Source organism: Methanomassiliicoccus sp. (assembly GCA_033485155.1).
GTDB lineage: Archaea > Thermoplasmatota > Thermoplasmata > Methanomassiliicoccales > Methanomassiliicoccaceae > UBA6.
The window spans coordinates 348,498-366,042 of the sequence record JAWQJJ010000002.1 but is presented as its reverse complement, the minus strand read 5'-3'; the positions used below and the strand labels follow the sequence as shown (position 1 = coordinate 366,042).

The following is a 17,545-nucleotide window of genomic DNA, read 5'->3' as shown; positions in this document are numbered from 1 at the left end:
GGATATAATGATAACTGGGCCAGAGGCAGGACCTTCTCCCGACGCGAGAGCATGTTCTCAGATGGTAAGCCTGGGGCGGTAAAGGTGATAAACAGATCACCACAATGTCCGTCCATGCGATGGGGCTTGCTTGGTGTAAGATTATCGATCGCTATCGTATACCTAGTGATCGCAGCGATCATAGTGATGAGCATTTTGCCTCTGGCCACCGGGAAGCTTCAGGTCTCGGTCCCTGAGGGTGAGGGCGGGGGGCCAGTGGCGGAAGGGAACAAGGTGACTTTGACCGTCCCGGTCGACATCACTAACGACGGGTACTTCAACATCGAGGACCTGACCGTCCGGTTCAGGGTCGCCGACCGGGGCGTGGTCCTCACCGAGCAGTCCTCTGTGCCGGTGGATGTGATCGCCGGCCGGACCAACCACCTCAATCTGACGATTACCCTGGACATGGACACCATCAGCGAAGAGAGGCTCAAGGATCTGGTGTTCAACTCCACCACCCTTGATCTCAATGTGGGCGTGGAGGCGGGATACTCTCTGGGACTGGTCAAGGCCTCCATCAGCACCAACCAACAGATGGAGTGGCACCCGATGGTCAGCAACGTCAGCATAGACACCAGCAACATCCAGTGGCACAACAACGGCACCAGCATGGACCTACTGGTCCCCTACTCCTTCGATGCCTCAGAGTTCGCACAGGGTAAGGCCGTGGGCATGCAAGCGACCCTCATGAACTCCACCGCGGTGCTGGGCACGGCGTCGCAGGAGCTCACCGTCGGACCGCATAACTCCGGTCAATTCCGTTTCGTGGTCTCCCAGCAGGCATTCCAGTGGCTGCAGTCCCATCCCGAGGCCTTAACCATAGGGGCGGACCTTTCCCTGATGGGGGCGACGATGCACTTCTCCAGGTCCATTCCGTCGGGAGGGCTGACATGAGCGAGTTCTCCCTGAGCATCGGCAACGTAGGCAGGGGCATCGTCTCATCGGTCTTCGCCGCGGTGAAGTATATCCTGATTCCCATCCTAGTCCTCACCGCTCTCACCGAGCTCTTCGCCCAGATCCAGGGAGCGACGGCCCTCGCCGACCAGCTCGACCTCGATAGGATCAGGTTGTTCGCCATCGTGCTCGGCATCCCAATCACCATGCTCGCCTTCTTCCGGGGGTTCTACCCCAAGGGCACTCGATCCCGCTTCGTCTTCGGTGCCGGGGTCAGCGTCCTGGTGTGCATCTGGACGTGGACGATGATGATGGGTGGCCACATCACCTTGGAGATGGAGGAGGTCGGGTTCACCCTATCCTACGTCGGTTTCGTCCTCCTGTTCATTCTCGCCGCCGCCCTCGGAGGGGTGTACTGCCTGGTCGAGATGATCTCCTACCGCAAGGAGTGGCTGGCCTCGGAGGACGGCCGGGAGGTCCATCCGGTGCATGATGTAGCCTGACATCTCGGCCCTTCCTCCTTCGAAACGAGGTCATAAGACTTTAATAGCTCACTAGAGCTAGACGCCCAACTACGGTGCACTCATATGGGAATCAGCATGGCCATTTGTGAGCTGGACAGCGTCAACTCGCTGTGCAAGAAGGACAAGGAAATGATCATCAAGGCCCGATTGCCGTCAGTGCAGGGCCTGGAGGCCTGCGCCGACTACGACGAGACGGTCATGACCGAGGACGCCAAGAAAGTGTTTGCCTCGGACTGGGAGGGCTTCCTGAAGAGGAACCGTTTGGATGAGGATAAGGAGTGCTTCCTTCTCGACAAGGTGAAAAAGGAGGAGGACGTGGCAAAGCTCAGGCCGGTGGCGAAGAAGGTGTTCACCGGATGGGTGGTGCTGGCCAAGATGTCCCCGGCCCAGGCCGAGGGCGCGGTGCGGACCGCCGGCCCCGACAACCTCCTGACGAAGTGGGATACCGTCCCCTTGGACGAGACCAACGTGATCTGCGGCAAGTGCCCGATGTCGTGGGACAAGGGGCGGGGGTGCATCGGTTCGTTCGGACCGGAGACCTCCCAGCTGCCGGAGATCGCCAAGAAGTACGGGCTAGCCATCGTCGCCCGGGTGCCCGAGCTCGCCGCCAGCAGGGAGAAGCTGTCGGCCGAGGACGCCCGCAAGCTGGCCGAGGAATGCAGGGTCCTAAAGGAGAAGCTCGAGGTAGAAGGGAAAGGACCGGCCCGGCGGTACGGCGGGGTCGTCGAGCGCATGGCGCTGATGGCTGAGCTGTGCGCCCAGAACGGCATGCGGTTCTACTTCCTTTGAGGGGCCACATGGACGCGATAGAAGGGCTGGACTACAAGGAGGTCAACGAGGCCTTCAATCTTTCCAGCTTCCATGCTGGATTTCTCAAGCTGGCCATCCTTAAGCTGGTGTCCCAGAGACCCTTGCACGGCTACGCCTTAATGAAGGAGATCGAGCGGATGAGCGAGGGGACCTGGAGGCCCAGCCCCGGTTCGATCTACCCGGCCCTTCAGGACCTTCTGGGCTCCGGATACATCGCCCAGCAACTGGAGGGTCGCAAGCGGATCTATACCATCACCCCTCACGGCGACACCGTCCTGCGATTCGCCTTGGACCACCTGAGGGTCAGCATCAGGAACCTGGGGAACCTCCTGGAATACCAGACCCAGAGCGAGTGAAACCCTTTATCTCCTTTTTCCACAAGCCGGGCAGTTGTCCGCCGGGAAGATCTCGATGGTCTCCCAGCTGTTGTGCTCCAAGTCTCCTATCAGCAGCCGTGAGCGCAGCGGCTGCCCTATGCCGGTCAGCAGCTTGATGGCCTCAGCCGCCTCCAGGCAGCCGAACACCCCAGCGGTTGGGCCGAGGATGGGGAACATTCGCTTACGTTCCGGGACCCGGGGGAACAGGCAGCGCAGGCAGGGAGTCCCTTTGTCGATGACGGTGATCTGTCCGTGCAGACCTTCGACAGCGGCGTGAACGAAGGGCGTCGAGGTCTGCAGGGCATGATCGTTGAGCACGAGCCTCGGCGGGATGCTGTCCAGGCAGTCGATGATCACATCGGCGCCTCGGAAGACCTCGGCGATGTTGTCCGGAGTGACCTCGACCTGATGGACCTCGACCTCGACCTGGGGATTGAAGCGCTTGAGCTTCCAGGCAGCGGATGCGGGCTTGGACACTTTGCCCACGTCCTCCTCCCAGTGCATGATCTGGCGGTTCAGGTTGGTCATGTCCGGGACCTGGGGGTCAGCGAGGATCAGCCTCCCCACCCCCGCTCCTGCCAGATAGGTCGACACAGGGCTGCCCAGCCCCCCCACGCCCATGACCCCCACGGTGCTATCGGCCAGCTTGTGTTGCCCCTCTTGCCCCATGCCGGGAAGGATCATCTGCCGGAGGTACCGTTCGGTCGAAGCCATGATGTTCCGGGAACGGCGGCGCCCCTATTAGGCCTGCCGGTATTGCCGCCGCATGGCGTTGCTGGCAGGGTGGTCGTCCCGGCGGGGGCGCCGTTCCGCCCTCACTTCCACCGGACCAGGATGTTCTCCCTCTGGAATGTCTTCAGGCTGAGGTAGGTGATCCCGATGTCGACGAGCAGCACGAGGCCGCACAGCAGGAGCATGATCTCCGGCCCTAGGCTGAAGAAACCGGCCAGGGCAATGACGAAGAACACCACCACCGGCAGTACGACCAGGGAGCCGATCTGCTGCGAGGCCCGCACATCGCTCACCCTCGACGACACGACCACGTTCAGAGCGATGCTGGTGATGCAGAACAGGGGAGCGAGAACGAACACTCCGATGATCCACACCGCATCCGGTAGGGGGGAGTAGCCCAGCACCGAAGAGGTCAGGAAGTCGACGATGACCACAAAGGGGATGAACGATAGCCAGGTCGCCAGCATACATGGGATGAAGATGGAGGCGGCTTTGCCCAGGAGGAGCTCGGCGTCGGTCGTGGGAGTGGCCAGCAGGGGCTCCAGGCTCTTGTTGAGCTTTTCCCCCACGAAGGAGTAGGAGGCCATCACCGTGGGGATGATGACCGGGATCATAATGAAGAAGATCAGCAGGAAGTTGATGAACTGAAGCAGAAAGGCCTCGTCCTCCGAGGTACCGCTGACATCCACCGAGCCGGTGTACGTGCTGTTGATGGAGTTCATGTTAAGATAATTGGAGTGGAACATGGCCGAACCATTGAGCGTGGAGTTGCCGACGAAGGAGTCACGCACCAGGCAGTTGCTGAGGTTGGAGGCCTCGAATCTGCAGTTGGTCGCAATCACATCGGTCAGTTCGCAGCGCTGGAAGATGGTATTCGAGTACGTGCCGTTGACCACTGTTTCCCCGGCGATCACCGTCATGTTGGTTGAGTTGGCGACATCCAGCGGCTCGCCGTTGCTGGCCGACATGGTGAACGGTGCCAGGTAGATGACCGGCAGGATTACTGCCAGCAACAGGGGCATCAGCAGGATGGAGTACATCACGTACTTGTTGGTGCGGAACTCAGCGAGGTCCTTCCTCGCCACGACCCATAGTTTGTCATACCTCACTGTTGTCCCCCCAGCAAGCGAACATAGACGTCCTCGAGGGTACGTTTGAGCTCGTTCACGAACTCAACCTCCCCTCCGTTGCGGACCAGGGCCCCGATGATCGCGGGGTTGGTGAGCTCGGGATCGGTAACATCGATGAGCAGTTTACTCTCGATCTGCTTGACCTCAACCACGCCGTTAACCGCCCTAACTGCGCTTACCATGGCCGGGGTAACCGTGCGCAGATGGACCACCGTGGTTCGCCCCCAGAACTCCCGGGAGAGTTCCTCCGGCGATCCCGTAGCCAGGAGCCTGGTCTTCATGACCCCGACGGCATCGCATAACCTCTCCGCATCATCGAGGTTGTGGGTGTTGATGAAGATCGTCCGCCCTTCCCTCTTGAGATCAAGCAGAAAGTTGCGAACCGTTAACGATGCCACCGGATCGAGACCGGAGGTCGGTTCATCCAGGAACAGGAACTCGGGATCGTGGACCAAAGCCCGGGCGATGGCGATCTTCTGCTTCATGCCCTTGGAGAACTTGCCCACGGTGTCGTCCCTGCGATCCCAGATACCGAGGATCTCGAGGAGCTCGCGGATGCGCCGCTCCCGTTTGTCCGCAGGCACGTCGTATAAGGAGGCGTAGAACTCCAGGTTCCGGTGGGCCGACAGCGTTTCGTACAGGCCGGGCACCTCCGGTAGGAACCCGATCATCGAGCGGATCTTGATGGCGTCGTTGGGATTGGTGGCGTCCAGGCCATTAACCAGGACCGATCCACTGGTAGGGGCGATGAGGGTGCATATCATGCGGATGGTCGTCGTCTTGCCTGCTCCGTTGGGGCCGATGAAGCCGAACACCTCCCCGTCGCGAATCTTCAGGTTCAGATTGTCCACCGCGGTCATTCCGTTGAACTTCCGGGTGAGGTCGTGGGTCTCGATCATCAGGTTTCCTCCGATATTGTCATGTCATTGGCCTACAGCCTTGGTCCAGCCACGGCGAGGGCAGGCTATCGAGCCTGGCGCATGGGGATGATACGCGGATGGCTAGAAGAATATTGTCTTCTGGGAATAATTTGTATCGACGTTCGACAGCTTCCAGCTGCATCGCTGCTCGTCGGTGGGCTCACGCAGGTGGTGTAGCGACCTGAGGGATCGCTGCCGGCTGGCGGTTGAGGGCCGACCTGAGCTCGTCCATGTTGATCTTGAGAATGACCATCTCTCCGATGGCGTCGATATCGCTCGTCCGTATGGGGATGAGCGAGGAGGCCATGAACGTCCTCTGCAATGCTAGCTGGTCCATGGCATCGCGGTCCAGCTTCACCTGGATATAAGGTATCGTCCACTCGCCCTGGGGATCGATGAACACGTTGTCGACGTTGCCGACGAAGGCAGCGTTAGCACAGATGACCCGCATGCCCATGAACGCCCCGGCCGGGGTGAGGCTATCGCCGTCGGGAGCGATGATCTCACCCAGCGCGGACACCGGGCGACGCATGATGACCGCGTCGGAGACCGACTGTAGCTCGCTCGTCTTGACATAGATCTTGCTTACCCCGAAGATGCGCTTCTTGCTTCCGGCCGTATCTTCGAGGCCCCGCCGAAGGCCGACCTTGAGAGCCGATATCTTCCAGGCCACCAGGTCCATGCCCACCCCCTCGATGGTGCCGATGACCCTGGCATCCGAGCTGATAAGTTCCAGGCCGATGATCTCCTCAAGACCGAGCATCGACGCCGATACGGTCCCCCACATTTAAATTAATTGTTCATCACGCTCATGTCTGTCGGCACAGCGTCCGGCTCTGCTCCCGCATGAATTGCTGGAGGTAGTAGATCGACCCCGTTCCCTTGCCGGTGGAGCCCGACGCTTTCCAACCGGTGAACGACTGACCTCCGACCATCGCTCCAGTGGACCCTCCGCGCTCCCGGTTGGCGTACACCACCCCGAACTCGATGTTATCGAAGAAGTACTTGAGCTCGACCTCGTTGGCCGAGAAGATACCGGCGGTGAGACCGAACTCGGTGGCGTTCGCCCTCCTCAATGCGTCGGGAAGGGTCCTGAACTGCTGGGCGCACAAGATGGGGACGAACAGTTCGTCCCTTACCAGGGGGTGCTCCTCGGGCAGACCGGAAATGATGGTCGGGGCGACATAATGACCTCGGGCGAGGTTACCCTCTTCCACCCTATTGCCTCCGGTAAGGACCTTGCCGCCTACTCTCCCCTGCTCTGCCCATCGGAGGTAGTTGTCCCTCGCGGCCCTGGTAATCACCGGCCCCATGAAGGTGTCGCGCTGGAAGGGGTCGCCCACCACCAGCCGCTCCGCCTGCTCCACTAGCTGCTCCATGAGGACATCGAAGATCAGGTCCTGGGCATAGAGCCGGGAGCAGGCCGAGCACTTCTGGCCGGAGTAACCGAAGGCCGAGGACAAGACCCCACGCGCGGCGACCTCGAGGTCCGCCTCGGCGGTCACGATGATGGGGTTCTTGCTGCCCATCTCGGCGATGACCGGGCGCTGCCGACCTTGGGCCGAGGCCATGATTCCCCGGCCGACACCGAGGGACCCGGTGAACACCACCCCGTCGACCCCGGGATGGTGAGCCAGGGTTCCTCCTACCTCCTCACCGGTGCCAGCGACCATGTTGAGCACCCCGTCGGGGACCCCCGCCTGCGACATTATCTCGTAGAACATCTGCACTGGCAGGGGGGCGGTGGAGCTGGGCTTGAGGACCGCGGTGTTACCCGTAAGCAGCGCCCCGGCGGTCATCCCCACGGTGATGGCTAGGGGGAAGTTGAAAGGACATATGACCGCCCATACTCCATATGGGCGGAGGGCGACGGTGACATCCTCTTCCGGATAAGGTGGATCGCTAACCCTCTCGAATCCATTGTTGCGCCTTACTTCTGAGCAGTAATACTCGATGAAGTCAAGGGCCTCGTCCACGTCGGCCATCGCTTCATAGCGGTTCTTCCCGTTGTCCAGGGTGATGGCCGCGGCTAGCTCGTACTTGGTGCGGCGCATGATCTCGGCAGCCCGCTCCAGGTATCTGGCTCGGACTGCCCAGTCCTCGCGGGACCACCATCGGAAGGCCTCCCGGGACGACCTCACCGCTTCGCCGACCTCGTCCGCGGTCCCTAGCTGGAACAATCCGACCACCATCTCCTCGTCCCCAGGGCTGAGGTCGTGGTACTGCCTCTCCGACAACCTGGGTCGACCGTCGATGTGGTTGGGGTAGTCGATCTCGGCCTCGTTGACCTGCTCCACCAGGCGCTCCGCCGCCCGTTCATATCCGGTGTGGAAACTCTCCCCGTTGCCCTGAACGACCAGGCGCTGGTAGGTCTCCTCGTTCTTGAACGTCATGACCCTCGTTCTATGACTATTCCAACGCCGGATATTTCATCCCGTCGGGGCCTGACCTGCGATCAGGGGGTCCCAACGCGCCGCCGGGGCCTCCATTCGCGTTCGATCACGAACAGGTAAAGGCCACTGAGCAAGATGTTGAAGAGACCGGTGATGAACATGATGGCCACCACCATCATGGGGGTGAAGAGCACGCCAGCGGCGACCAAGGCTCCGACCAAGGAAAGCATGACCAGGACTGAGGAGCTCACGATGATTATGTAGGCATGGCCATCGGTGGCCAGGCCATAGAGCATGAACAGGTTCGCCAGGCCGAGGAACATGATGGCCACTCCCAGCCAGGGGAGGAGGGCTGCGATCTGGTCCTTGTATTTATTGCCAGGTATCAGGATGTTTACCACGAAGTCTGGGAAAAGGAAGTATACTGCCACCACCAGGCCGGAGAGGGCCAGGGTCATCGCGAACGCGATCTTGAGGATGCGGTTGCCCTCCTCGCTGCGGGACCTCATGGCATGGGCCTTGGAGATCTTTGGGAACATGACGGTGGAGACCGCTCCGGGGAGGTACAGGATGATCTTGGCCAGCTGGGATGCCGCAGAGTATACATCGGCCTCGGTCGCGGGAAGAAGGCTGGTAGCGAAGATGACGTCCGCCTGGGTGATTATCGTGTAGCCGAGGAGGGCCACCGTCGCGGGGATAGTGAAACGCCAAATGTCCCTGCTCTCCACGGCGGTCCCGTCCATGAAGAAGTACTTGCGGACGTACAGGATCGAGGCCCCGCAAGCGAAGGCGAGACCGATGATCACTCCTCCCAAAGCTCCAGAGACCCCGTAGCCGAGAAGGACCATCCCTGCGCCCAGGGTGAGCTTGAGAGCGAAGTTGATGACAGTCACCGAGCCGAAGGGGGTGAACCGCTGGAGAGCCTGCATGGTCCCTTGGCCTACCGGCGAGACCATGGAGATGACGACCCCGATGGCCAGCAGCAGGATCGGAAGGGTCCCCGTCAGCTTGAGGGTCGCGGCCACGTCGGGCATGCCAAGGACTATGATCAGCAGGATGGCGATGGCCACCCCTGCCATGCTGGTCAGCACCAGTATGCGTTTCAACAACCAGGCCACCACATTATCCTGGCCTAGGGCGTGATACTTGGACACGTAGCGTATGATGACGTTCTGGACCGCGGTGGATGGCACGGTGACGATGTACAGGATCGAGAGGAGGGTGTTCAGCTCGGCCAGCTCGTCCGATATGGTGTTGATCATAATGATCTGGTAGAGGAAGTTGCATCCACCCCCGACCACCGTGGCAACGAGCATGATGAAGGCGGGTCCGGCCATTCCCTCAGCGTTAATGAATCGAGCTAACCTCTCGAACATCGTCGGCCTAGCCAATAGAAGACTGGTTCTTAATGTTTGCCTAATTTTGGCGGACCTATCTCTCACCCCATCAGTCGACCGATGGCAGGGGTGAGGCCGTCCTGGTCATCGCCCTACCTCTCGCAAGGGATAATCAATAACGGCACCTGGGACCTCCTTATCACCGTTTCGGAGTTACCGCCCAGGGTGAGCTCGCGCAGAAGGCTCTTGCGGTGCGCTCCCAGGAGGATCAGGGATATGTTCAGCTCCCGGGACGCCTCCAGGATGTTGTAAGAAACGGTGCCGAAATGGACGTGGGTGGAAGCGTTACAGCCCTTGCCCTCCAGCTCCTCCCTTAGATCCTCGAGCTTGGCCATGACCTCATCCAGCACCCTCTTGAACTTGACCTCATCGTCCATGTTGGCCTTGGCGCCCTCTACCACGTGGAACAGCACAGATTCTTTAAGGCCGAGCTCGGAGAGCTGAGGTATGAGATCCATGCAGGCGGAGGTGCAGTTCGAGAAGTCGATGGGTACCAGGGCTTTGCGAAAGATGGCTTGGCAAGCCGGCGCGACCATGGTGCGTCCCTCCGTCTCGATGACCTTGAGCTTGTTCACCAGCACCGGAGTGGTCGACGAGCGCAGGATACCGAAAGAGGTTGAACCCATCAGGAACTCCCGGGTCTTGCCCTTTCCGCTGGAAGCCATGGCGATCAGACTCACCTCCTCCCGTTTGGCCACGTCCAGCACCTTCTCGATCGGGTTCCCCTGCTCCACGATCTCGGCTGAGGCGATGCCAGCACCGTCCAGGCTCCTCCTCAGATCGTCCATCATGGTCCTCTGCTCGGCGGTCAGACCCCCGCCGACCGGTACCACGTGGCAGAGGATGATCTCCTTCGTGCCCAGATGCTTCAGTTCCAGGAGGCAATCCAACATCCTCAACGACTGCTCGGAAAAGTCCAGTGGGAACAATATCCGCTCGAACATAACGACCGCCCGCTACGGGTGGACCTCCGTTCCAATATTCAGGCCGCCCCTATCTAATTCTTCCGCGACCCAGCCGCAGGTCGCCTTGGAGGCACGGACACAAGCGGGAAAGGATATGTGCAGGGAGGGTTTTTACCCGGCCCGGAGCGGACCTGAGTGAGGGGCGAAGGACTGGGCGGCGGTGAAGGGGACGGAGAGAGGTACGCCCTGCTCCTGTCTTTGGCTGCAGCTCTGCTCTTCGGTTCCCAGTACGTCGTGATCAAGGATGGGATGGGAGGGGCGAGCCCTTTCCTCTTCGGCGCTCTGACCATGGGGATCGGAGGAATTCTGGCTCTCCTCATCGCCCGCCGGCGGGGGCGCATCGACCCTTCCATTTTCCGCCACTGGGAGGTATGGGCGGGCATGCTGTCCACCACCTGCTTGATCGCCTTCCAGTACGTCGGTCTCACCCTTTCCCCGGCCTCTATCGGCGGCCTGATCGTTGGGAGCAACGTGATCTTCGTGGCCCCTCTGTCGGCGCTGATCTTCGGCGAGATCATCAGCCGCAGGCAGGTACTAGGAGTGATGGTCGGTCTCCTGGGGCTGTTCACCTTAACAACCAACTGGGACCTTTCCACCCTCAGCTCGAGCGTGTTCGTCGGAGACCTGTTGCTCCTCGGCGCCTCCTTCAGCATAGCCTCCAGCTACCCGCTGACCAAGCTGGCAGTGAGGCATATGAACAACGTCGAATGGGTGATGTCGTTCCATCTCCTGAGCGTTCTACCCCTGGTCGCCCTGATGGTGATCTCCGGGGGACCGGGGGACCCGACCTCGATGTCGGTGCCCGCGGTGCTGTACGTTGGCTTGCTGTGCACCTCGGTGCCGACCATCCTGTGGGCCACCGGTCTGCGCTCGCTCTCCATGACCACCTCGGCCACCGTCCTTCTATCCGAGTCGGCCTTCGCCGTGCTCCTGGGCGCACTGGTCATGAACGAGCCGCTGGGGCCGGTGACCCTAGTAGGGGCAGGTATGGTGTTCACCGCCATCTTCCTGGTGGTCCGGACCAATGGCCCAAAGAAAGATAGAGAGTAAAATGAAAGGGTTTTACCGCCTGAAAAGCAAGAAGAAACTTACTTCTTCTTCTTTTCATCCTTCTTGGCGTCCTTCTTGGTTCCGCACTTGGCACAAGCCATGTAGGTCCTCGCCGAGGGACCTTGGCCCCCATTAATAATCGTTGTGTTCTAAGATTCGAAGTTCAATAAAATCCTGCCCCCGAGCCGGGCGATCCCTCCTATCGCCTGTCGGGACCTGGAGATCGGCCCGAGCTTGCAATTTCCACCCGCCAAGGGCAGTTAACATGTTAGTTACATACATAAAATCCATTTTAAGTATTATGAAATTATAATCAATGTTCCAAATTGCGATTTTTGAGCCATTCCGCGATTGGATATTACATCTGGCTCAGAAAAATATCTAAGCTTCAATATTGATAATCAACCAAGATATTTTAAATATCCCACTACGCGGTTCGACGTATAAGGTGAGAGATAATGCACGCTCTGGAAACATCAAGGCTACTAACTGAGGAGTACTCTGCAAAGATACTGCTTGCGACCATGGGCAAGGCGAAGAGCGCCTTCGAGCTTTCCGAGAAGCTGGGCATTCCGATCGCCGCTTGTTACCGGAAGATCAACCTGCTCGAGTCCGCCGGCCTTATCTACTGCGACGAGCGCAAGCTGACCCAGGCGGGGAAGAGGATCAATCTGTACAAGGCCCGTGTCAAGAACGCCCAGATCACGTTCGAGAAGAACAAGATAAAGGCCAAGATAGAGATGATCGACGGGACCACCGAGGACTACAACTACAATGTGGATATGACCGTCTTCGTCAAGGAAGGGGAAAAACTGTTGGACTTTTAATCGTCCTTCCTGAAGAAAGCCTTGAGGCCCTCCTCCAGAGAGATGCGGGTGGTAAACCCAACCGCCTCTCTGGCGCGATCCACCCTGGCCACGGAATGCTTGATGTCCGCGGTCCGGGGCGCCACGTGCTCGATGTCCACGGGCCTGGGGCAGACCTTCTTCACGGTTTTAGCAAGGTCCAGAATGCTGGTCGCCTGCCCTGAGCCTCCGTTCAGGGTCAACCCGCTGCGGTCCGACTCCAGGACCAGGCGCACCAGCCTGGCAACGTCCGCGGCATGCAGGAAATCCCTAGTCTGGGACCCATCCCCTTCGATCTTCAGCGGCAGGCCCGATGCGGCGTTCTGAGTGAACTTGGTGATCACCCCGGAGTAAGGGCTCTTGGGATCGGCGCGGGGGGAGTAGAAGTTGAACGGCCGAAGGACCGCCCACCGCATCCCGTATGATGAGCCGAAAGCTTGCACGAAGTGTTCAGCCGAAAGCTTGCTGGAGCCGTAGACCGACAGTGGCGCGGTGGGATGGTCCTCGTCCACGGGGATGTAGTGAGGGTTCCCGTACGCCGCGGCGCTGGAGATGAACACGAACTTGGAGACACCGGCGTCACGGGCCGCCTTCAGCGTCCTCACCGTTCCCAGGACGTTGGTCTCCACATCAAAGGCGGGGTCCTCGGTGGACCTCTGGACCGAGACCTGGGCGGCGGTGTGGACCACCGCATCCGCGCCCCGGCAGGCATCCAGCATGGCTGCCTGATCCCGGATGTCGGCGATGGTTATGCGCCCCTTGGCGCTGTCGAAGGTCGGTTCTCGAAGATCGACGCCCCATGCCTCGTGCTCAGATGCAAGCTCCTCGAACAAGTAGGATGATAACTGTCCGGACCCACCAGTAACCAGCACTTTCACGCCCAAGTGATGCACCATTCCGTTCTTAAATCATTCACCGCGCGTATCCTTCCAGGAAGAGCAAGATTGATAACGTGGGACCACATCAATCAGGCCGGTGAGTCTATGCTGGCCTTGGCATTGGGTGTGTCGACGCTCATCGGAATAATCCTGCTCATCTTCGTTCTGATAGTACTTGTGGTCATCATCAAAGCACTCGCCGTGCTCATTCCCGGGGCGGCGGTCGCCCTGGTGGTCTGGCTCCTGACCTCCAGCCCCCTCTATACCGGCCTGACGTTCCTGGTCGTCACCGTCCTATTCATCATCTACCGGCACTAGCTCCATGCCCGCCGGGAGCATACTGGAAGGTTGCCGAGGACATTGTGACAGTCGTAACGTTTATCAATGATTGGAATTCCATCTTACGTGAAGTGAGCACAATGCAAGAGAGCACCACCGCAGTCCAATCAAAACCCCTCGAGATGGGGTGCCTGGAGAGCAAGAACGTCATCACCACGGATGGGAGGATGATAGGCGTCCTTACCGGGGCGTGGGTGGATACCACCAACTGGACGGTCTCTTCCCTGGTCGTCGAGCTGGAGAAGGACGTGGTCGAGGACCTGAACGTGAAGAAGCCGCTGCTCCGCACGCCCAAGGTGACCCTCCCGACATCGACCGTACAGCGCATCGCTGACGTCGTCCAGTTGAACACCGACATGACCAACCTGAGCACCATCGTCGCTCAGCCCAGCTGAGCCGGGTATCGGCCAGCTAATCCTTTTCCACTGTGATGAGGGCATCCCCGGCCAGGGCGGCGATGTGTTCAGCGAGGATGGCCAGGTCGCCCTGGTAGGTAGTCTCCTGGCCACCGTCGAATATTGTTCTTCTGACCAATTCTCCGAGCTGATCATCGTTCCCCGGCCGAAGAACTATCCTCACTGAGCCCGGGGCAGCGGCATCATCGAGGCATATGCGGTCCTCATCCCCGTCCACGATGCCGATCACCGGCACACCCAGACGGGCGAGGAGAGACCTCGATATCCTGGTGGTGTCATCGCCGACCGTCACAGCGGCCCTCGCTCCCCTGGCCCGAAAGATGGAATCCTCAGCCCGGTGATCTATGAGTATGAGCTTATCCCCTTGGGGCGGCGGGACCATCCGGACCTCGGAGCTTGTCCGTCTTACTGACCCCGAGCGGATGACCGCTCGCCGGAGGTCCTTGACCTTGACCTTCTGGAGGCCGTGCTCCTTCACCGCCACGTTCACGAACTCCAGCTTTCCGTCGCGTAGCAGGACGGTCACGTCGCTGGACGTCGCCCTTCCCACCACGTTGCCGTTGATCCAGATATTCTCTCCCGGAATGATCCCATGAAGCGTTCTGGTGCCCTCGGCGGGCACCTCAGGAGGCGGGGCGGGCACTTCCCTCGTCCCAAGCTCCCGGAGCACGGTTTTCAGTAGGTCGGGCAGGACGGGACGCCACACCACGTGGAAGCCCCGGTCGAGCTGCAGGAGGGGGACCTTCGTTGCCCCGGCCACCCGGCCGAAGACGATGCCGCCGAATCCCAGCCCGGACTCCAGGGTTTTAGACCAGTTGAGCATGACCACCGAATCGCATCCTTCGTCCATCTCCCTAATGGCATGGGAGACCAGCTGGCGGGGGACGATGGAGATGCGCTCCTCCAGCCCGGCATCGATGATGGCCGCGGCACCCATGGCCCCGCCCAAGGTGGCGATGACCTCAGCCTCCTTCTCGAGACGGTCCATGACCTGGAGCGCCATCCCCGAGTCGATGACCTCAGCCCCATGGACTATCACGCCGATCCGCATGGCCTCGGGCATGCCCCCGCGGATAATAGATTTACTGCTTCACCCGGTCCCTGCCCTTTTCTGCGGCGCGCACTTGCAGAATGTGGAGGAGGTCGGACCGGCTGATGATACCCACGATCCTCCCTTGGTCCAGGACTACCAGCCGCCCGATGCGGTTCTTGGACACCGCCTGGACGGCCTCGATGGCCGGGGTATCGGGAGTCACAGTGAGCACTTCTTTGGTCATGACCCTATCCACGGTAACCTCGTCCTGTTGATCAGAGGGCACCTTCTGGGCGTCCTGGAGGGTGACGATACCTACTAGCCTTTCCCCCTCCACCACCGGGTACCCCATGTGCTTCTCAGCCATGATCCGACGGAAGAGATCCTTGATGCTCTCCCGGGGGGACACGGTCGACACCGGGAAGGTCATTATCTGACCGACGGTCAGGCCTTCCATAGCCTGAGCCACCAGGGTGCCACGCTCCTCCTCCCCCGCCCCGATGTAGATGAACAGGGCGATTAGGATCAGCCAGGGATTGAAGAAGATAAAACCCAGGATAGCCATCGCCACGGCTATCATCTTGCCCACCTTGACGGCGATGGTGGTCGCCCGGATAAAGCCCAATCTCTTGGCCAACACCGCCCGGAGCACCCGGCCTCCGTCCATGGGGAAGGCGGGGACGATGTTGAATGCACCCAGCAGGAGGTTGTAAAAGGAGATCAGGCCGGCGGTGATGGCCGCTATCTCCCATCCCAGCCCGGACTGGGTGTCAAGAAGGTACCAGACCGGCAGGAAGACGACCCCTATGGCCAGGCTGGTGGCCGGGCCGACGAAGGCCATGAACGCCTCCCCCGGAGCATCTTTGGGCTGGCTCTCGATCTCCGAGACCCCTCCGAAGAGGAAGAGAGTGATGCCCGATATCTTGTATCCGTTGCGCAGCGCCACGTAGGAGTGGGCCAGTTCATGGAGTAGCACCGCGATGAAGAAAAGGATCGAAGCGAAGAAGCCCAGGACCAGCTGCCAGCGCATGTCGAGGGACAGCCCGCCGTACCCCAGGGTGAATCCCAGGATGGCGGTCCGGGCGAAAGCGAAGGAGAGGGCGAACAGCGGCAGGATGATCAGGAAGGATATGTGGATCTTGATGGGGATCCCCAGCAGGCGCCCTATCTTCAGCGAAGCCTTCATGCTGCATTCTATTGGACGCTCGAGTTAATAGCGTTTGACGGCGGGCTTAGATGCCCGACGCCTGGAGCGCCGCGTCAAGTATGTACATGAGCACGATGCCCACGACCACCAGAGCGAAGGCCTTGTACTGATCATGCTCCTCGTGGAATGCCTCGGGCAGGAGGTCGTAGATGCCGACGTACATGAAGGTCCCGCCGGCCAGGGCCAGGGGCACTCCGACCTCGATGGTCTGCAGCCAGTCGATGAGCGGGAACGCCACCAGGGCAGCCACCGGAGTGATCAGAGAGAAAAGGACCATGTACATCACCCCAGTCCTCCGCTTGATCTCCGCCAGCCGGAAGGTGGTGGTGAGGGAGAACACATCAATGGCCTTATGAGCGAGGATAGCCAGGAAGACGATGCTACCTAGGTCGCCCCCCAGGACCACCGCCACCCCCAGGGCAAATCCGTCCATGGCCGAGTGTACGCTCAACCCTACGAACGCGGTGGTGCTGGTCAGGATGTGCTGGTGGTCGGTGGTATGCTCGTCGCAGTCCTCGCGGTGGCGATGCTGGAGGATGACCTCGATGAGCAGTATGATGACAAAACCCAGCATCACCAGCATCAGCGCGCGGCTCGCGTCCATGGAGTCCACGGCCTCCGGCAGCAGGATGAGGAAGGTGGCCCCGATGAACACCCCGGCGCTCAGCGCGGCCATGAGGTGAAGCTGCACCGAGCTCCACCTGCCCAGCAGAGGAAGGCTTCCTCCCAGCAGGGAGACCAGTACGATTAGCGCGGAGAATATCAGCAGGAGCATCAACGAATCCATTTTATCCGAACCCGTTCTGGAGATGAGCGATGCATTATTAAAGATTGAGTGATTGTTAATAATCCCTTACCTGGAACGGCCATCGGCTCCAGTCGATGGCTGCCGGCACAATAGACGTGGACGCCAGCGACGGCCCGGTGGTCGAGCGTCTGAAGAACGTGATCGAGTTCACGGAGAGGACCCGTACCCGAGACATCTGATTAGCACCTAGGCATGAAGCTCGGGCTGTTCTGTTTGGGCCATGGGAGGGATGATCAGCGCTCGATCCCGGCCCGGGCTTGGATCCCTTTGGTATAGGGGTGCTTGAGGCAACGCATCTCTGTCACCAGGTCCGCCAGCTCGATGATGTCTTCGGGAGCATATCGGCCGGTAAGCACAACCTCGACATGAGGTGGGCGCTCCTTGAGGACTTTGACCACATCCTCTACCCGCACGAGGCCGAACTTCATGCTGACATTGACCTCGTCCATGATCACCATGTCGTACTTGCCAGAGTGCATGAGCTCCCGGGATTTGTTCAGGGCTGCGGCAGCGGCATCGATGTCCGCTTGACTGACATTCTCCTCGCAGATCAGGCAGTCGCGGCCCATGGGCAGGAGGGTGAGGTGCTGCAGCTCCTTCGATATCTGGTACTCTCCGTAGTACTGGTCGCACTTCATGAACTGCACCATGGCCACGTTGAGATCGTTGCCCATGGCCCGCAACGCCAGGCCCAAGGCTGCGGTCGTCTTCCCTTTCCCGTTGCCCGTGTACACGTGGACGAGACCTAACTTGGCCCTGATGTCGCTGCTGCTGGTCACTTCAAG

20 protein-coding genes are annotated in these 17,545 nt (G+C 60.1%); 8 read left to right on the top strand and 12 right to left on the bottom strand.

All coding sequences use genetic code 11. The annotated features are described in order from the left end of the window. The first annotated feature begins 186 nt into the window (after positions 1–186). From SA339_04805 to SA339_04790, 4 genes are all read left to right on the top strand, one after another. Complete coding sequence (locus SA339_04805) at positions 187–936, top strand: hypothetical protein (protein ID MDW5562528.1); 750 nt, start codon at positions 187–189, stop codon at positions 934–936. Then, a complete protein-coding gene (locus SA339_04800; GenBank protein MDW5562527.1) occupies positions 933–1,439 on the top strand; it encodes a hypothetical protein in 507 nt (168 codons plus the stop codon). The genes SA339_04805 and SA339_04800 overlap by 4 nt, the downstream gene beginning before the upstream one ends. A 96-nt stretch (positions 1,440–1,535) precedes the next feature. Beyond that, complete coding sequence (locus tag SA339_04795; protein MDW5562526.1) at positions 1,536–2,249, top strand: hypothetical protein; 714 nt, start codon at positions 1,536–1,538, stop codon at positions 2,247–2,249. A gap of 8 nt (positions 2,250–2,257) precedes the next feature. Beyond that, complete coding sequence (locus SA339_04790; protein MDW5562525.1) at positions 2,258–2,626, top strand: PadR family transcriptional regulator; 369 nt, start codon at positions 2,258–2,260, stop codon at positions 2,624–2,626. A 6-nt stretch (positions 2,627–2,632) separates the two neighbouring features. On the opposite strand, the gene SA339_04785 is transcribed toward SA339_04790, so the two are convergent. The 7 genes from SA339_04785 to SA339_04755 form a co-directional block, all read right to left on the bottom strand. Continuing rightward, positions 2,633–3,361 carry a HesA/MoeB/ThiF family protein gene (locus SA339_04785; GenBank protein ID MDW5562524.1) on the bottom strand — a complete coding sequence of 243 codons (729 nt, stop codon included), beginning with the start codon at positions 3,359–3,361 and terminating at the stop codon, positions 2,633–2,635. Positions 3,362–3,462: 101 nt separating this feature from the next. Beyond that, positions 3,463–4,488 carry an ABC transporter permease subunit gene (locus tag SA339_04780; protein ID MDW5562523.1) on the bottom strand — a complete coding sequence of 342 codons (1,026 nt, stop codon included), beginning with the start codon at positions 4,486–4,488 and terminating at the stop codon, positions 3,463–3,465. After that, positions 4,485–5,408 (bottom strand): ABC transporter ATP-binding protein, encoded by a 924-nt coding sequence (locus tag SA339_04775; protein ID MDW5562522.1) that lies wholly within the window; start codon positions 5,406–5,408, stop codon positions 4,485–4,487. Before SA339_04775 ends, SA339_04780 begins: the two co-directional genes overlap by 4 nt. 181 nt (positions 5,409–5,589) lie before the next feature. After that, the gene (locus tag SA339_04770) at positions 5,590–6,192 is read right to left on the bottom strand and encodes a hypothetical protein (protein MDW5562521.1); all 603 of its coding nucleotides are present in this window, start codon (positions 6,190–6,192) and stop codon (positions 5,590–5,592) included. A 46-nt stretch (positions 6,193–6,238) separates the two neighbouring features. Then, positions 6,239–7,822 (bottom strand): aldehyde dehydrogenase family protein, encoded by a 1,584-nt coding sequence (locus SA339_04765; protein MDW5562520.1) that lies wholly within the window; start codon positions 7,820–7,822, stop codon positions 6,239–6,241. A 62-nt stretch (positions 7,823–7,884) separates the two neighbouring features. After that, complete coding sequence (locus SA339_04760) at positions 7,885–9,159, bottom strand: oligosaccharide flippase family protein (protein ID MDW5562519.1); 1,275 nt, start codon at positions 9,157–9,159, stop codon at positions 7,885–7,887. Positions 9,160–9,311: 152 nt separating this feature from the next. Next, positions 9,312–10,163, bottom strand: coding sequence for a universal stress protein (locus SA339_04755; GenBank protein MDW5562518.1), 852 nt, complete (start codon positions 10,161–10,163; stop codon positions 9,312–9,314). A 156-nt stretch (positions 10,164–10,319) separates the two neighbouring features. On the opposite strand from SA339_04755, the gene SA339_04750 reads away from it, so the two are divergent. Beyond that, positions 10,320–11,234: a DMT family transporter gene (locus SA339_04750; GenBank protein ID MDW5562517.1), complete on the top strand. Its 915-nt coding sequence runs from the start codon at positions 10,320–10,322 to the stop codon at positions 11,232–11,234. A gap of 458 nt (positions 11,235–11,692) precedes the next feature. Next, positions 11,693–12,061, top strand: a complete 369-nt coding sequence (locus tag SA339_04745) for a helix-turn-helix domain-containing protein (GenBank protein ID MDW5562516.1) — start codon at positions 11,693–11,695, stop codon at positions 12,059–12,061. Here the strand turns inward: SA339_04745 and SA339_04740 are convergent. Further along, on the bottom strand, positions 12,058–12,957 hold the full coding sequence (locus SA339_04740) for an NAD-dependent epimerase/dehydratase family protein (protein MDW5562515.1): 900 nt from the start codon (positions 12,955–12,957) through the stop codon (positions 12,058–12,060). The genes SA339_04745 and SA339_04740 overlap by 4 nt on opposite strands. A 66-nt stretch (positions 12,958–13,023) precedes the next feature. Between SA339_04740 and SA339_04735 the strand changes: the two genes are divergently transcribed. Next, complete coding sequence (locus SA339_04735) at positions 13,024–13,275, top strand: hypothetical protein (protein MDW5562514.1); 252 nt, start codon at positions 13,024–13,026, stop codon at positions 13,273–13,275. A gap of 101 nt (positions 13,276–13,376) precedes the next feature. After that, positions 13,377–13,691, top strand: a complete 315-nt coding sequence (locus SA339_04730; GenBank protein MDW5562513.1) for a hypothetical protein — start codon at positions 13,377–13,379, stop codon at positions 13,689–13,691. A 16-nt stretch (positions 13,692–13,707) separates the two neighbouring features. Here SA339_04730 and SA339_04725 read toward each other — a convergent pair whose 3' ends face one another. From SA339_04725 to cobO, 4 genes are all read right to left on the bottom strand, one after another. After that, positions 13,708–14,775 carry a DUF2117 domain-containing protein gene (locus tag SA339_04725; GenBank protein ID MDW5562512.1) on the bottom strand — a complete coding sequence of 356 codons (1,068 nt, stop codon included), beginning with the start codon at positions 14,773–14,775 and terminating at the stop codon, positions 13,708–13,710. Between the two features lie 19 nt (positions 14,776–14,794). Continuing rightward, positions 14,795–15,931 carry a CBS domain-containing protein gene (locus tag SA339_04720; protein ID MDW5562511.1) on the bottom strand — a complete coding sequence of 379 codons (1,137 nt, stop codon included), beginning with the start codon at positions 15,929–15,931 and terminating at the stop codon, positions 14,795–14,797. A gap of 46 nt (positions 15,932–15,977) precedes the next feature. Then, on the bottom strand, positions 15,978–16,739 hold the full coding sequence (locus SA339_04715) for a ZIP family metal transporter (protein ID MDW5562510.1): 762 nt from the start codon (positions 16,737–16,739) through the stop codon (positions 15,978–15,980). A gap of 254 nt (positions 16,740–16,993) precedes the next feature. Further along, positions 16,994–17,539: a cob(I)yrinic acid a,c-diamide adenosyltransferase gene (gene cobO, locus SA339_04710; protein ID MDW5562509.1), complete on the bottom strand. Its 546-nt coding sequence runs from the start codon at positions 17,537–17,539 to the stop codon at positions 16,994–16,996. Positions 17,540–17,545 lie beyond the last annotated feature (6 nt).

Coding starts and splice junctions, on each gene's coding strand:
- SA339_04805 (MDW5562528.1), top strand. CDS start 187: ATGAGCATTTTGCCTCTGGCCACCGGGAAGCTTCAGGTCTCGGTCCCT.
- SA339_04800 (MDW5562527.1), top strand. CDS start 933: ATGAGCGAGTTCTCCCTGAGCATCGGCAACGTAGGCAGGGGCATCGTC.
- SA339_04795 (MDW5562526.1), top strand. CDS start 1,536: ATGGCCATTTGTGAGCTGGACAGCGTCAACTCGCTGTGCAAGAAGGAC.
- SA339_04790 (MDW5562525.1), top strand. CDS start 2,258: ATGGACGCGATAGAAGGGCTGGACTACAAGGAGGTCAACGAGGCCTTC.
- SA339_04785 (MDW5562524.1), bottom strand. CDS start 3,361: ATGGCTTCGACCGAACGGTACCTCCGGCAGATGATCCTTCCCGGCATG.
- SA339_04775 (MDW5562522.1), bottom strand. CDS start 5,408: ATGATCGAGACCCACGACCTCACCCGGAAGTTCAACGGAATGACCGCG.
- SA339_04770 (MDW5562521.1), bottom strand. CDS start 6,192: ATGCTCGGTCTTGAGGAGATCATCGGCCTGGAACTTATCAGCTCGGAT.
- SA339_04765 (MDW5562520.1), bottom strand. CDS start 7,822: ATGACGTTCAAGAACGAGGAGACCTACCAGCGCCTGGTCGTTCAGGGC.
- SA339_04760 (MDW5562519.1), bottom strand. CDS start 9,159: ATGGCCGGACCCGCCTTCATCATGCTCGTTGCCACGGTGGTCGGGGGT.
- SA339_04755 (MDW5562518.1), bottom strand. CDS start 10,163: ATGTTCGAGCGGATATTGTTCCCACTGGACTTTTCCGAGCAGTCGTTG.
- SA339_04745 (MDW5562516.1), top strand. CDS start 11,693: ATGCACGCTCTGGAAACATCAAGGCTACTAACTGAGGAGTACTCTGCA.
- SA339_04730 (MDW5562513.1), top strand. CDS start 13,377: ATGCAAGAGAGCACCACCGCAGTCCAATCAAAACCCCTCGAGATGGGG.
- SA339_04725 (MDW5562512.1), bottom strand. CDS start 14,775: ATGCCCGAGGCCATGCGGATCGGCGTGATAGTCCATGGGGCTGAGGTC.
- SA339_04720 (MDW5562511.1), bottom strand. CDS start 15,931: ATGAAGGCTTCGCTGAAGATAGGGCGCCTGCTGGGGATCCCCATCAAG.
- SA339_04715 (MDW5562510.1), bottom strand. CDS start 16,739: ATGGATTCGTTGATGCTCCTGCTGATATTCTCCGCGCTAATCGTACTG.